Source organism: Catellatospora sichuanensis, from assembly GCF_007483665.1.
Lineage (GTDB): Bacteria > Actinomycetota > Actinomycetes > Mycobacteriales > Micromonosporaceae > Catellatospora > Catellatospora sichuanensis.
The window spans coordinates 49,191-62,014 of the sequence record NZ_VIQO01000034.1 but is presented as its reverse complement, the minus strand read 5'-3'; the positions used below and the strand labels follow the sequence as shown (position 1 = coordinate 62,014).

The 12,824-nt window shown below is 72.3% G+C and carries 10 protein-coding genes; 4 read left to right on the top strand and 6 right to left on the bottom strand.

What is annotated here, in order from left to right; translation table 11 throughout:
- The first annotated feature begins 134 nt into the window (after positions 1-134).
- Together FLL47_RS36860 and FLL47_RS36855 are read left to right on the top strand one after the other, a co-directional pair.
- The gene (locus FLL47_RS36860) at positions 135-965 is read left to right on the top strand and encodes a phosphatase PAP2 family protein (RefSeq protein WP_186316133.1); all 831 of its coding nucleotides are present in this window, start codon (positions 135-137) and stop codon (positions 963-965) included.
- Between the two features lie 72 nt (positions 966-1,037).
- On the top strand, positions 1,038-4,313 hold the full coding sequence (locus FLL47_RS36855) for a DUF2961 domain-containing protein (protein WP_144127294.1): 3,276 nt from the start codon (positions 1,038-1,040) through the stop codon (positions 4,311-4,313).
- 51 nt (positions 4,314-4,364) lie between these two features.
- Here FLL47_RS36855 and FLL47_RS45050 read toward each other — a convergent pair whose 3' ends face one another.
- The gene (locus tag FLL47_RS45050; RefSeq protein WP_425457803.1) at positions 4,365-5,834 is read right to left on the bottom strand and encodes an FG-GAP-like repeat-containing protein; all 1,470 of its coding nucleotides are present in this window, start codon (positions 5,832-5,834) and stop codon (positions 4,365-4,367) included.
- A gap of 339 nt (positions 5,835-6,173) precedes the next feature.
- Positions 6,174-7,235: an alanine racemase gene (locus tag FLL47_RS36845; protein WP_144127293.1), complete on the bottom strand. Its 1,062-nt coding sequence runs from the start codon at positions 7,233-7,235 to the stop codon at positions 6,174-6,176.
- 100 nt (positions 7,236-7,335) lie between these two features.
- Between FLL47_RS36845 and FLL47_RS36840 the strand changes: the two genes are divergently transcribed.
- Complete coding sequence (locus FLL47_RS36840; protein ID WP_144127292.1) at positions 7,336-8,052, top strand: hypothetical protein; 717 nt, start codon at positions 7,336-7,338, stop codon at positions 8,050-8,052.
- A 17-nt stretch (positions 8,053-8,069) separates the two neighbouring features.
- A complete protein-coding gene (locus tag FLL47_RS36835; RefSeq protein ID WP_144127291.1) occupies positions 8,070-8,690 on the top strand; it encodes a hypothetical protein in 621 nt (206 codons plus the stop codon).
- A gap of 63 nt (positions 8,691-8,753) precedes the next feature.
- On the opposite strand, the gene FLL47_RS36830 is transcribed toward FLL47_RS36835, so the two are convergent.
- From FLL47_RS36830 to FLL47_RS43345, 4 genes are all read right to left on the bottom strand, one after another.
- Positions 8,754-11,063, bottom strand: a complete 2,310-nt coding sequence (locus tag FLL47_RS36830) for an ABC transporter permease (protein ID WP_222106372.1) — start codon at positions 11,061-11,063, stop codon at positions 8,754-8,756.
- Positions 11,060-11,740 (bottom strand): ABC transporter ATP-binding protein, encoded by a 681-nt coding sequence (locus FLL47_RS36825; RefSeq protein WP_144127290.1) that lies wholly within the window; start codon positions 11,738-11,740, stop codon positions 11,060-11,062. Before FLL47_RS36825 ends, FLL47_RS36830 begins: the two co-directional genes overlap by 4 nt.
- Before the next feature lie 32 nt (positions 11,741-11,772).
- Positions 11,773-12,297: a PadR family transcriptional regulator gene (locus tag FLL47_RS36820; protein WP_144127289.1), complete on the bottom strand. Its 525-nt coding sequence runs from the start codon at positions 12,295-12,297 to the stop codon at positions 11,773-11,775.
- A 110-nt stretch (positions 12,298-12,407) separates the two neighbouring features.
- Entirely contained in the window at positions 12,408-12,731 is a 324-nt protein-coding gene (locus FLL47_RS43345) for a plasmid stabilization protein (protein ID WP_186316132.1), read from the bottom strand.
- Positions 12,732-12,824 lie beyond the last annotated feature (93 nt).

Genomic DNA, 12,824 nt, shown 5'->3' with positions numbered 1-12,824 from the left:
CCCTACAGGCCGCCGCCGGTCGGGCGGCCGGAGTGGATCACGAGTGACGCCGGTGTGCGATCGCCGCGCGGCCCGTTGCCAGACTTCGTCCAGCCGGTTCTGATCGAATGGCTTCCGGCGGAGAGGAGTGGGGTATGACCGGAAGCGTGCTGCTCGGACTGGCCGTGGCGACGGTGCTCGTGGTGGCCGCGTACGCGGTCGTGTGTGCGGTGCGTCCGGCGGCCGGGTACCTCGCCGGGCGACGCTGGACGCGCGCATCGGACCGGCACGGGCGGGCCGCGTTCTCCTGGCTGACCACCCGGGTCGCGGCCGAGATCGTGCTACTGGCCATCGGGGCCGCGCTGGTGTTCACGCTGGCGTCGGTGTTCGTGGAGGTGCTCGACGCGGTGGTCGACGAAGACGACCTGACCGTCATCGACCGGCCGGCCGTCGAGTGGCTGGCCGGGCACCGCACTGCGGGCCTCACCCGGCTCCAGATCGCGATCACCGACCTGGGCAGCGCGGTCGCGCTCGTGCTCGCGGCCGTGGTCGCCGTGGCGGTTGTCGGGTGGCGCAGGCGCTCGTGGTATCCGCTGGTCCTGGCAGTGCTTACGCTCGGCCTGCTGCAGCTGATCGTGTACGCCATCAAGGAGATCATCGGCCGGGACCGGCCCAACCCGCCCGACCAGGTGGTCACCGCGGCCGGGTACTCGTTCCCGTCCGGGCACAGCGCCAGCTCGCTGGTCGGCTTCGCGCTGCTGGCCTGGCTGGTGTGCATGCTGACGAGCAATCGCACGGTGTGGGCGACGGTGTGGGTCGCCGCGGCGGCGGGCACCGTCCTGGTCGGTCTGTCGCGTGTCTATCTCGGCGTGCACTACCCGAGCGACGTGCTCGGCGGCTGGGCGCTCGGCCTCACCTGGCTCGCCGTGATCGCCGTGGCCACCCGGGTCTGGCAGATGCGGACCGCGGCGAAATCGGGTGCGTGAAGGTTTTCTCAGTCTTCTCTACATAGTTCGACACTTATTGACATTCACGGGTGTCGAATATACGTTCCCGCCATGCGCCCACCTCACCTGCGTGCCCTCATCGTGGCGGCGGCCGTCGCGCTCGTCCTGACCAGCACCGCCGGAGCCGCGCCGGCCAGTCCCCGCGCCATCACGACAGGTCTGGCGGCCGTCGCGGACAAGGGTCCTGTGGGGTGGGACCTCTACCGGCGGCTCGACCTGCTGCCGCACCTGGCCGCCGGTACGCGCACCGCCCAGTTCTCCAGCTTCGGCCGGGACGGGTCCAACGACGACGGCTTCAGCGGGGCATACTCCTGCCTGCGCCAGTCCGGCGGCTGCGTCATCGCCGAGGACCGCGGGCCCGGCGAGGTCCAGTCGATCTGGTTCACCCGCGACGAGGGCAACGTCACCGCGACGGGCTGGATCCGCATCGAACTCGACGGGGTGACCGTCGTCGACACCGGGTTGCAGAACCTGGTCGACGGCAACCTCGGCGCACCGTTCAGCTACCCCCTCGTCACCAATGCCGACCAGACCTCGGGCGGGGTGACCGTGAAGGTGCCGATGCCGTACCGGACCTCGATGCGGATCACGACCCAGCACAATCCGCTCTTCCACCACGTGTCCTACCGTAAGTTCGCCGACGCCGACGGCATCACCACGTTCAGCGCCGCGGACAAGGCCGATGACGTCATCACGATGCTGCGCGCCGCGGGCACGCGCGATCCGAAACCGGCCCAGGCCGGGTCGGCCACCACCAGCGCCACCGTGTCGGTTCCCGCGGGCGGGCAGGTCGCCGCGGCGAACCTGACCGGGCCCCGGCTGATCACCGCGCTGCGGCTGCGGATGCCCGACGCCTCGGCCACCCCGGCGGTGCTGGCCGGACTGCGGCTGCGGATCACCTTCGACGGGCGGCGCACCGTGGACTCCCCGATCGGCGAGTTCTTCGGCTCGGGCCTGGCCGAGCGTCAGGTGCGAGCGCTCATGTTCGCCATGGACGCCGCGCCGGGCGGCTGGTACAGCTCCTGGTGGCCGATGCCGCTACGCAGCACCGCGAATGTCGAGCTGGTCAACTCCACCGGGCAGGCCGTGAACGGCGTAGGTGTCGAGGTGACCTCCGCGCCGGGCGCGTGGTGGACCGACCTGCTCGCGGCCACCGGCGACGCGGGCTACTTCACCGCCCGGTCCGCGCGCGGCGAGGTCGTCATGGGCCAGGATTGGACGCTCGCCGACCAGTCCGGCCGGGGCCGCCTCGTCGGCGTCACGCAGACCATGCGCGGGCACATCACCGGCGGCAACACCCGTAACTACCTGGAGGGCGACGAGCGGATCCACGTCGACGGGTCGCCGAGCCCGTGGTGGCACGGCACCGGCACCGAGGACTTCTACGAGTCCGGCTGGTACTTCAACCGCGGCGAGTACAGCGGCGTGTTCACCGGCAATCCGGCGCACCAGTTCCGCTCCGGCGGCTGCGCCGACGAGTGCGACGGCGCGTACCGGCTGCTGATCGGCGACGCGGTGGCGTACACCACGGCGCTGCGGTTCGGCATCGAGCACGGGCCCGGCAACGACATGCCCGCCGACTACGGCTCCACGGCATACCTGTACACCCAGCCCACCGCCGCCGCCCGGCGTACCGACACGGTGGTCGCGGGCGACGCGGCCAGCCGGGCCGCGCACGCCTGGTCGGACAGCGGGGCCACGCAGTATCCGCTGACCTCGGCCTTCGAGGGCGACGACCCGAGCACGGTGACCGGGCAGGTCCGGGCAGGCGGTGGGCAGGTCGGCTTCCGGCTCGCGGTCGCCGCGGGCAACCATGGGGTACGCCTGCGCCGCAGCGCCGACCAGCAGTCCCCCGGCCAGCAGGCGGCGGTGACGGTCGACGGGGTGTCCGCCGGGACCTGGCTGCAGCCACTGGGCAACAGCACCCACCGCTGGCTGGCCGACGAGTTCACGCTGCCCGCCGCGTTCACCGCGGGCAAGTCGACGATCAACGTCACGCTGACCCCGGTCGCCGGGTCCCCGAGCTGGACGGCGGCCCGCTACGACGCGCTCAGCCTGGTCACCCCGTTCGCCGACACGGTCGCGCCGGGGCAGGTCACCGGGCTCGGGCTCGGTGGCGGGCGCACCCACGCGCTCAGCCTGAGCTGGACCGCCGCGACCGACGACGTCGGCGTGGCCGGCTACCGGGTGTACGCCGCCCGCACCTCCGATGTGCCGATCGTGCCCGGCAACCTGGTCGGCACGGTCTCCGCCACCGGCTTCCGGCACGGGCCGCTGCCCGCGCGGCAGACCTGGCACTACCGCGTGGTCGCGGTGGACGCGGCGGGCAACGCCGGACCCGCGTCGGGCGTGGTGTCGGCGACGACCCGGGTCCGCGGCGCCGGCGACGTCGACGGCGACGGCCGCGACGACGCCCTCCGGTTCACCCGCGCCGACACCGCCGACGTGTACGCCGCGGTGTCGAGCGGTTCGGCGTTCGGCGCGAACACGAAGTGGCACGACTTCTTCGCGATCAACAGTGAGGTGCCGCTGACCGGCGACGTGAACGGCGACGGCCGCGCCGACGTCATCACCTTCACCCGCGGCGACGCCGCCGACGTGTACGTCGCGCTGTCCGGCGGCTCGTCGTTCGGTCCGGGCGTGAAGTGGCACGACTTCTTCGCCGTCGGCACGGAGGTCCCGGCCGTCGGTGACGTCGACGGCGACGGACGCGCCGACATCGTCACGTTCACCCGGGGCGGGACCGGCGACGTGTACGTGGCCCTGTCCACCGGCACCGGGTTCGGGCCGGGGATCAAGTGGCACGACACCTTCGCGTTCGGCACCGAGACCCCGGCACTGGGCGACGTCGACGGCGACGGCCGTGACGACATCGTCACGTTCACCGGCGGCAGCGCGGCCGACGTGTTCGTGGCGCTGTCGGACGGCACCCGGTTCGTCCAGAACGCCTGGAAGTGGCACGACCAGCTGGCCGCAGGCACCGACCTGCCTGCACTGGCCGACGTCGACGGCGACGGGCGCGACGACGTGGTCGCCTTCAGCCGTGGGAGCACGGCGGACGTGTACGTGTCGCGGTCCGACGGCGGGCGGTTCGTGCAGACGGGCTGGAAGTGGCACGACAACTTCGCGATCGGCGCGGAGACGCCCGGCGTGGGCGACTTCGACGGCGACGGCCGGGCCGACGTGGTGACGTACACGGGCGGCAGCGCGGCCGACGTGTACGTGTCGCTGTCGGACGGTGGCAGGTTCGTCCAGAACGGCTGGAAGTGGCACGACAACTTCGCCACCGGCGCGGACCTGCCCCGGCCGGGGCCAGTCCTGTCCTGAACAGGAACGAGGGCGCCCCCTGCGGTGGGGCGCCCTCGTCGTCGCAGGTGGCTAGAGCGTGGTCTCGCCGGTCAGGCCGAAGAAGTCGTGCCACTTCGCCCCGCCCAGGAAACCGGTGCCGGTGGACAGGCCCACGTACACGTCGTTGAGCGAGCCCTTGGTGAACACGATGATGTCGTCCCTGCCGTCACCGTCGAAATCACCGAGGTACGGGAACTCCCCGGCGGTGCAGAAGAAGTCGTTCCACTTCACCGTCGTGCCGACGAAAGCGGAGCCGTTGGAGACGGCGGCGTAGACGTCCGCGTCGGCGTTGCAGGTGAACGTGACGATGTCGTCCTTGCCGTCGCCGTCGACGTCACCGACGCGCGGCTGCTCGGACCCGACCGCGAACAGGTCGTGCCACTTCAGTCCCGGCCCGAACGAGGTGCCGTTGGACAGGCCCACGATCACGTCGGACGCCGATGCCGGGCCCTGCGTGAACGTGATGATGTCGTCCTTGCCGTCACCGTTCACGTCACCGGCCGCCGGGAACTCCCCCGCCGGGGCGAAGAACTCGTGCCACTTGACCCCCGCGCCGAACGACGAACCGTTCGACAGCGCCACGTACACGTCACCGGCGGCGTCGTGGGTGAAGGTGGCGATGTCGTCCTTGCCATCACCGTTGAAGTCGCCCACCACCGGTATCTCGCCGCCGGGCGCGAACCAGTCGTGCCACTTCGCGCCGCCGAGGAAGCCGGTGCCGGTGGACAGGGCCACGTAGACGTCGCCGGCCGCGGTGCCGGCGGTGCCGTGGGTGAACGCGACCACGTCGTCCCTGCCGTCGCCGTTGAAGTCACCGGTCAGCGTCGTCTCGCCGGACAGGCCGAAGAAGTCGTTCCACTTCACCGACGTGCCCGCGAACGCCGCACCGGTCGAGGTCGACACGTACACGTCGGCCAGCGAGCCATGGGTGAACGCCACGATGTCGTCCTTGCCGTCGCCGCTGAAGTCCGTCGGCGAGCCGCCGTACAGCTTCGGACCCGGCGGCGTGCTGCCGCAGTTGTCGCTGGTCAGGTAGCGCTGGTTGTAGGAGCCGGGGTACGGGGCCAGCGACACCCCGTTGATGGCGATGACCTGGCCGACGCCGTTGAGCAGCTGCTCGTAGTGGATGTGCGGGCCGGAGGAGTTGCCGGTGCTGCCGGTGATCCCGATCTGCTGGCCCTGCTGCACGTACGCGCCGTCGGGCACGGAGTAGGAGGTGAGGTGGAAGTAGTAGGTCTTCCAGCCGCCGCCGTGCTCGATCGCGATGTAGTTGCCGGCCCCGCTGGGCTGCGAGAACCGGTACGCCGTACCGGCCGCGGACGCCACGACGGGGGTGCCGCCGGTGACGCCGCCGTCGGCGCGTACGAAGTCGAGAGCCTGGCGGACCTCGGCGCTGTGGTGGCTGTAGGTCCAGCGCTGCCCGCAGGGGAACGGTGCCTTGAAGTTGGGCGCGGCCCAGGCCGCGGCAGGGGCGACGGCGACCGAGGCCAGGGCGATCAGCCCGACCAGGGCGCGGGCCAGCAAACGTGCCGATGGGGGGTGCACGATCACGTCCTCAGGGGTGTGGAGTGGTGCGACGCGTCGCCGCCAGGTGGCGGACGATCAGGGCCACGGCGTCCGCCATGGCACGCACGTGATCCACCAACGTCGATCGAACACGGTGAAACTATCAACCCATGTAATCGATTTCAAGAAAGAATTTCTTCAGCGCCCGGCGCAAAAAGGGGCCGGACGAGCAGAACGCTCGTCCGGCCCCGCACGGCCGCACCACCCGGCCGGAGCGGACCGGTCACCCCCGGCCAGGCAGGTGACCTGCCGGCCGGGGACCTCGAACAGGGGTTACGTGTTGGCCCCCCGTGCGGCGACCGCCCACCGGTCGACGACCGCGCCACCGGAGACGACGATCAGCTCGTCGGCGAGGTTGACCGTGGCGCACACGTGGTTCGGCACCACGCGCAGGGTCGTGCCGCGTTCGGGCAGCTCCGCGCCCGGCGGCACGGTCACCGTCGCGTGGTGTTCGGACAGCGCGGTGATGCGCGCGTCGGGCAGGTCGGGCAGCCGCCCGTGCCCGGTCGCCCAGGCGGAGCGGTCCGCGCCGAGCACCTTGCCGCCCGCGTCGAGGATCACGTGGTCGGCGGACCGGCTGACCACCGTCGCCACCACGGCGAGCGCCACGTCCGCGAGGTCGCACACGCCGAGTTCGACCTGCTGGGCGTCGTTGAAGGCGTACACCCCCGGGCGGATCTCGTTGAGCGCCGTGACGTGGCTCCACGCCGCCGTGGGCGTCGACCCGCCGCTGACCACGTCGGCGTCGAATCCGGCCGCCCGCATCGCGTCCGCGGCGTCGACCAGCGCGACCGCCTCCTGGGCGGCGACGCCCTCGGCCAGCGCCGGGCCGTAGCCGTGGCCCGGGAACGTGAACACGCCGCGTACCCGCAGGCCTGCCTTGTCCGCGGCGAGCGCGACCGCGGCGGCGTCGGCGGGGCGCACGCCGCTGCGGCGGTGACCGCTGTCGACCTCGACCATCACCTCGATGTCGCGCCCGGCGTGCCGGGCCAGCGCCTGGGCGCTCTCGGCGGAGTCCACGCCGACACGGACGGCGGCTCGTGCGGCGACATCGCGCAGCCGCGCGCCGCGCGCCAGGTCGACCCACAGCGGGTACGCGATGAACAGGTCCTCGCAGCCGGCCGCGGCGAACACCTCGGCCTCGGCGACCGTCGCCACGGTGAGCCCGGTCGCCCCCGCCGCGAGCTGCCGTCGCGCTATCTCCAGGCACTTGTGCGTCTTGGCGTGCGGGCGCAGCGCGAGATCGCGCTCGCGGGTGAACGCCGCCATCCGGGCGATGTTGCGGTCCAGCACGTCGACATCGACAGACACGTAAGGGGTGGGCAGGTGCGTCATGCCTTCATGCTGCCATCGCCCGCGGCGCTCGCGGCGCACGGCAGGCAAACCCCGGCCATGTCGCCGTGTAGCCGCATGCGCAGCCGGGTATCGGCCGATCATGAGAACACCCACCGTCCTGGCCGGACTGACCCTGACCCTGCTGGCGACCGGCTGCGCCCCCTGGCACGACGACGACCCCGAGCGCGGTCGCGACGGGCTCGTTCGGGCGCACGTGGTCTCCGCCGCGCGGGGTGACCGCGACGGCGCCGCGCTTACCGTCGTCAGCGGTGCGACCACGGTCACCGTGCACGCCGCCGACCTCGGCGGCGACCTCTATCGGATCAGCACCCCGGACCACTCGGGCATCGCGCCCGACGTCGTCGAGTCCGGCGGGCGCCATCAGCTGCACCTGCGCGGCACCGGAGAGAACGGGGCCGGGGCCGTGGAGATCCTGCTCGACCAGCGGGTGCGCTGGGATCTGCGCTTCTCCGGCGGCGCGACGGAGACGCTGGTGGACCTGGGCGGCGGCCGGGTGGCCGGGCTGGACTTCACCGCAGGCTCGAACCGCATCGAGGCGATCCTGCCCCGTCCGGAAGGTCCGGTGACGGTGCGGATGGCGGGCGGGGCGAGCGATTTCACGGTACGGGCGCCGGACGGCGTGCCGGTGCGGGTCACGGCCGGGGGCGGCGCGGCGAACGTCACGGTCGACGACTCACGCAGGTCCGGCATCGCCGGTGGCACGGTCTTCGCTCCGGCCGGATGGGACTCCGCCGCCGACCGTTATGACATCGACGCCGTGGCCGGGGTGTCCAGCCTGACGGTCACCCGCCACTGACACCGTACGATCCCCGCATGCGTGACGGGGGGTCCCTGCCGTGGGACGAGGCGATGTCCGGTTGGCGCTCCGACTACGTTGCGGCGCCGGTGCAGCTGGATCGCCAGCGGTCGCGGCTGCTCGACCTGATCGGCCGGCGGGTGACGGCGGGCTGGACCGGCTGGGACCCGGTCAGGGACCGGTGGTTCGAGGACATCCCGCTGGTGCTGGTGTTCGAGGGCGAAATCCAGCTGGAGCTGGAGTGGGCCAAGTGGGATGCCCTGTCGATCACCTGGAACACCCTCGACCTGGCGGTGGCACCGAAGGTCGGCGGGCGGCCGCACCAGTGGCGGCCCTCGGCGCCTGATGCGGTCGCCGCGGTGGTCGGCCGCACGGTGACCGGCTTCGCGGTGACCGAAAGCCCCTACTTCCTGAGCGAAGGCGGCGATTGGTTCACCCCTGGCCCGCCGATGCTGGACATCGCAGGCTGGGTCACCAGCGGCTTGTGGATCGCCACCGGGGACAGCGGCCTGCACGTCTACAACGGCGTGGACGCGAACGCACTCTCGTCCTCTCCGACCGAGCCGGACCACGAAGGACGCACCCGGGTGACTCCGCTCGCGGCCTTCGGGCTCGACGGCGGCCCGTCCCCCAGCTGATCGCACGCTTCCGAGAAGGGGCTGTTCCGCTCCGGTGATCCGGCGCGGAACAGCCCGATCCGATCACTCGGTGCGCAGGCCCTCGGCCCGCATGAGCCGCCACAGCACCGGCAGGCTCAACCCTGTGACCAGCAGGATGACGCCTCCGGCCAGCGCGGACACCACGCCGATGCCGGCCCAGTCGATCGCCACCGGTGCCCCGATGATGCGCAGCAGCACCGCGCCGAGGCCCACCCCCGCGGCGCAGGCCAGCACCAGGCCGAGCACCACCGGCACCGCGGTCTGCCACAGGATCGCCCAGCTCATGGTCCGGCGCCGGGTGCCGAACGCGACCAGGACGGCCAGCAGCCTGCGGCGGTCGCGCAGCTGCTCCAGCACGACCACGAGCAGGCTCGCGCCGATCAGCAGCAGGGTCGCCGCGGCCCCGGCGAACAGGCCGCGCCGGATCTGGGCGAACTTGTTGTCGACGACCGTCGGGTTCAGTTCCCAGGTCGTGCCGAGCGGGTCGAGCTCCCAGCGGGTGTTGGTCACCCGGTCGACCGTGTCGGTGGCGGCCGCGTCGACGGTGACCAGTGCCTGCAGCTGCAGGTCCGGCCGGTCGCGGATCGCCACGGGCAGCGCAGCGGGCGTCGCCAGCAGGCCCACGGTGTCCCCGTTCAGCGGGTCGGACAGGGGCCGCACGGTGCGTGCACCGGACGGGATCGTCCAGGTGGCGCCTTCGCCTTCCTCGTTCAGCGTGACCGTCGCGCCGGGTGCGGGAACCGGCACGTCCGGGTTGTCCACCAGGAACACGTCACCGTCGGCGCAGTCCCCCAGCTCGGCGAGCCGGCGCAGCACGGCGCATTCGCCGATGGTCAGCGGCGCAGACGCCTGCTCGCCGCTTGGCGAGGCGGGCAGGTTCAGGCTCAGCACGCTGCGGGGCGTCACCGAGGTGACGCCGGGCGTCGCCGCGAGCCGGGCGGCGAACCCGGCCGCGTCCGACCAGCCGTGCGGCATCCGGGCGGCGATGGAGATCTGTGCGCGAGTCGAGTCCTGGCCGCTGAAGCGCTGGTAGTTGGCCTCGACCGCGGCGAACATCATCTGCAGGCCGATCGCCCCGGCGACCGCGACGGCGACCCCGGTCACGGCGCGCGCCGACATGCTGCCGTCGAGCTGGAGCCGCCGGACGGCGAGCTGCCAGGCCACGGGTCCGCCATGGATCCGCCGGACGACCGACTGCACCAGCCAGGGCAGCAGGGTGGCGACACCGAGCAGGATGAGGCACACCCCGCCGATGACCTGCCACTCGCTGAACCCTTCGCTCTCCTTGCTGACGCTGCCGACCAGCGGCAGCAGCAGGAGCACGCCGAGCGCGGGCATGAGCAGGCGCCACCAGAGCCGCCGCGGGGTGTCTGCGCCGCGGCGTACCACGCCCAGGGGTTCGATCAAGACGCGGCGCAGCGACAGCATGGTGACCACGACCGCGGCCGCGGGCACGGCCAGCACGATCAGCGCTGCCAGCACCGGGTCGGGCTGGACGTCGGACGGGTAGACGCTGATGCCCATCAGCTCGACCGAGCCCACGAACGAGCGCCCCGCCAGGAACATCACCGCCCCGGCGGCGATGCCGAGCAGCGCGCTGAGCATGGCCTCGCCGGCGGCGATGCGCCGGGCCATGCCGGTGTCGGCCCCGACCAGGCGCACTCCGGCCAGCCGCCGGTCACGGCTGTCGCCGCCGAAGCGGATCGCCGATGCGACGAACATGGCGACCGGCAGCAGCAGCACCACGAAGATGATCACGACCAGGAGCAGCAGCACCGGGTCCAGGCCCTCGGAGGTGTTCTCGTCGCCGAAGGCGTTGCGCCGGCTCACGCCGGAGGTGTCCGCGGTGAGCGTGTCCGTGCCCAGGTAGAAGGCCAGTTCGCCGGGGCCTTGCAGGCCTTCGTCGGCGATGAGGGCGGTTGTCGGATAGTGCAGCCGCTCGCGCAGCAGCGCTCCTTCCGGGCTCACCAGCAGCCGGGCGAGCGCCGGGGACACGGCCATCTCGCCCGGTCGCGGAAGCGCGCTCAGGCCTGGCGGGAGCACCGGCTGGGAGCCCTCAGCCTGCACGAGCCGACCGCGGAACGAGGTGTCGCGGTACTGCATGTCGGCGACTCCGACCAGGGTGCTCCGGTCGGTGCGCGCCACCTGGGTGCCGTAGTTCTGGTCGGCGCGGGCCGCGCCGCGGTCGCTGCGCGCCTGCATCATGTGCGGGATGCTGACGGCGGCGAGCAGCATCGCCACGCCGAGGCCGACGCCGACGGCGGTCAGCGTGGCGCGGGCCAGCCCGGAGCGGCCGCCGGCCAGCGCCATACGTGCCCCGAGCAGCAGCTCCCGCAGCCAGGACGGGCTCACGCGACACGCTCCAGATCCAGCGAGGCGCCGTCGCGGACCACGACCTCCCGGTCGGCGTACGCGGCGACGCGGGGCTCGTGCGTCACCAGCACCACGGCCGCGCCGGTGTCGCGGGCGGCCTGACCGAGCAGCTGCATGACCTTCTCGCCGTTGAGGGAGTCCAGGGCGCCGGTCGGCTCGTCGGCGAAGACCACCTTGGGTTCGGTGACCAGGGCGCGGGCCACGGCAATGCGCTGGCCCTGGCCGCCGGAGATCTGGCCGGGCAGCTTGCCCGCCACGTCGCCGACCTCCAGCCGGTCGAGCCACTCGCGGGAGCGGCGCTCGGCCTCTTTGCGCCGCACCCCGTCCAACCGCAGCGGCAGCGCGACGTTCTCGACGCAGGTCAGCTCCGGCACGAGCTGGCCGAACTGGAAGACGAACCCGAAGTCGCGGCGGCGCAGGGCGCTGCGCTCGACGTCGGACATCGCGGAGATCTGGCGGCCGGCGTACACGACGGTGCCGTCGTCGGGGCGCACGATCCCGGCGAGGCAGTGCAGCAGCGTCGACTTGCCGGAGCCGGAGGAGCCCATCACGGCGACGATCTCCCCGGCCCGGACGGTGAGGGAGGAGCCGCGCAGGGCGGGGGTGGTGCCGTACATCTTGAACAGGTCGGTGCCGACCAGCAGGGGCTCGGTCATGGAGTGGTTCTCCTTGCGGGGGTGGTGCCCGGTCACGGGCGGACGCGGGCGGCCAGCTCGTTGAGCCGGGCCGCGGTCAGTTCGAGCCAGCGCAGGTCGGCTTCGAGGTGGAACAGGGCGTGGTCGCAGATCAGCTGCTCGGCGAGGTCGCCGCCGGTCTTGCGGCGGGTCACCTCGCGCATCAGGCGCAGGTGCTCGGTCCGCTGCACGTCGAGGATCTCGTCGGCGGGACGGCCGGTCATCAACGCGAGGACGACCTTGGTGTAGAGCACGCTCTGCAGGTAGGGCTCGGGCTTCTCGGGCTGGCTGAGCCAGGACTGCACGTCGGTGATGCCCGCGTCGGTGACCGCGTAGCGCTTTCGCTCGGGGCCCTCCCCCGGTTCGAGGCCGTCGACGACGACCAGTCCGTTCTTGAGCAGGCGGGACAGTGTGGCGTAGACCTGGCCGTGGTGCAGGGGGCGGCCGGGTGAGAAGCGCTCGTCGTAGGCGCGCTTGAGGTCGTACCCGTGTCGGGGCCGGCCTTCCAGCAGGCCGAGGAATGAGTGACCGATCGACATGCCGAGGACTGTACACCACAGGTATACATCGTGTGTATACGTGTCGCGCCTACCGCAGCGTACGTCGTCGTTCGAGCGTTTGCCCAGGTCAGCCAAGGGCTGGTGGTGTGTCACCGGCGCAGCGCGTTCTCCAGCTGCGCCTTGGTCATCGACGACCGGCCCTTGATGTTGCGCCGCCGCGCCTCCTCGTAGAGCTCGTCGCGGCTGAGCGTGCCGGCCGCGGGCGCGGGCGGCATGGACAGCATCCGGCCGGAGTTGATCTCCTTCTTCGCCCGGGCGCGCGCCCGCTTGGCCTCCATCGCCAGGATCTCCTCGGTGCCGGGCACCCGGCTCGCCTTCGCCTCCGCCTCGCCGACCCTGCGGTCATGCTCGCGAACCCCGGAGGTCACATGCTTACGCCGGCGGCTGCGTTTCTCGTCCGGGTCCTGCGGCATGACGCTCCCCTTCCGCGAGGCCACCGGCGCGACGCCGGGGCCAGAGCACTCACCTCGACCATCGTCGCGCGAACCTCGCCCGCCGCGGATCCG

Coding starts and splice junctions, on each gene's coding strand:
- FLL47_RS36860 (WP_186316133.1), top strand. CDS start 135: ATGACCGGAAGCGTGCTGCTCGGACTGGCCGTGGCGACGGTGCTCGTG.
- FLL47_RS36855 (WP_144127294.1), top strand. CDS start 1,038: ATGCGCCCACCTCACCTGCGTGCCCTCATCGTGGCGGCGGCCGTCGCG.
- FLL47_RS36845 (WP_144127293.1), bottom strand. CDS start 7,235: ATGACGCACCTGCCCACCCCTTACGTGTCTGTCGATGTCGACGTGCTG.
- FLL47_RS36840 (WP_144127292.1), top strand. CDS start 7,336: ATGAGAACACCCACCGTCCTGGCCGGACTGACCCTGACCCTGCTGGCG.
- FLL47_RS36835 (WP_144127291.1), top strand. CDS start 8,070: ATGCGTGACGGGGGGTCCCTGCCGTGGGACGAGGCGATGTCCGGTTGG.
- FLL47_RS36825 (WP_144127290.1), bottom strand. CDS start 11,740: ATGACCGAGCCCCTGCTGGTCGGCACCGACCTGTTCAAGATGTACGGC.
- FLL47_RS36820 (WP_144127289.1), bottom strand. CDS start 12,297: ATGTCGATCGGTCACTCATTCCTCGGCCTGCTGGAAGGCCGGCCCCGA.
- FLL47_RS43345 (WP_186316132.1), bottom strand. CDS start 12,731: ATGCCGCAGGACCCGGACGAGAAACGCAGCCGCCGGCGTAAGCATGTG.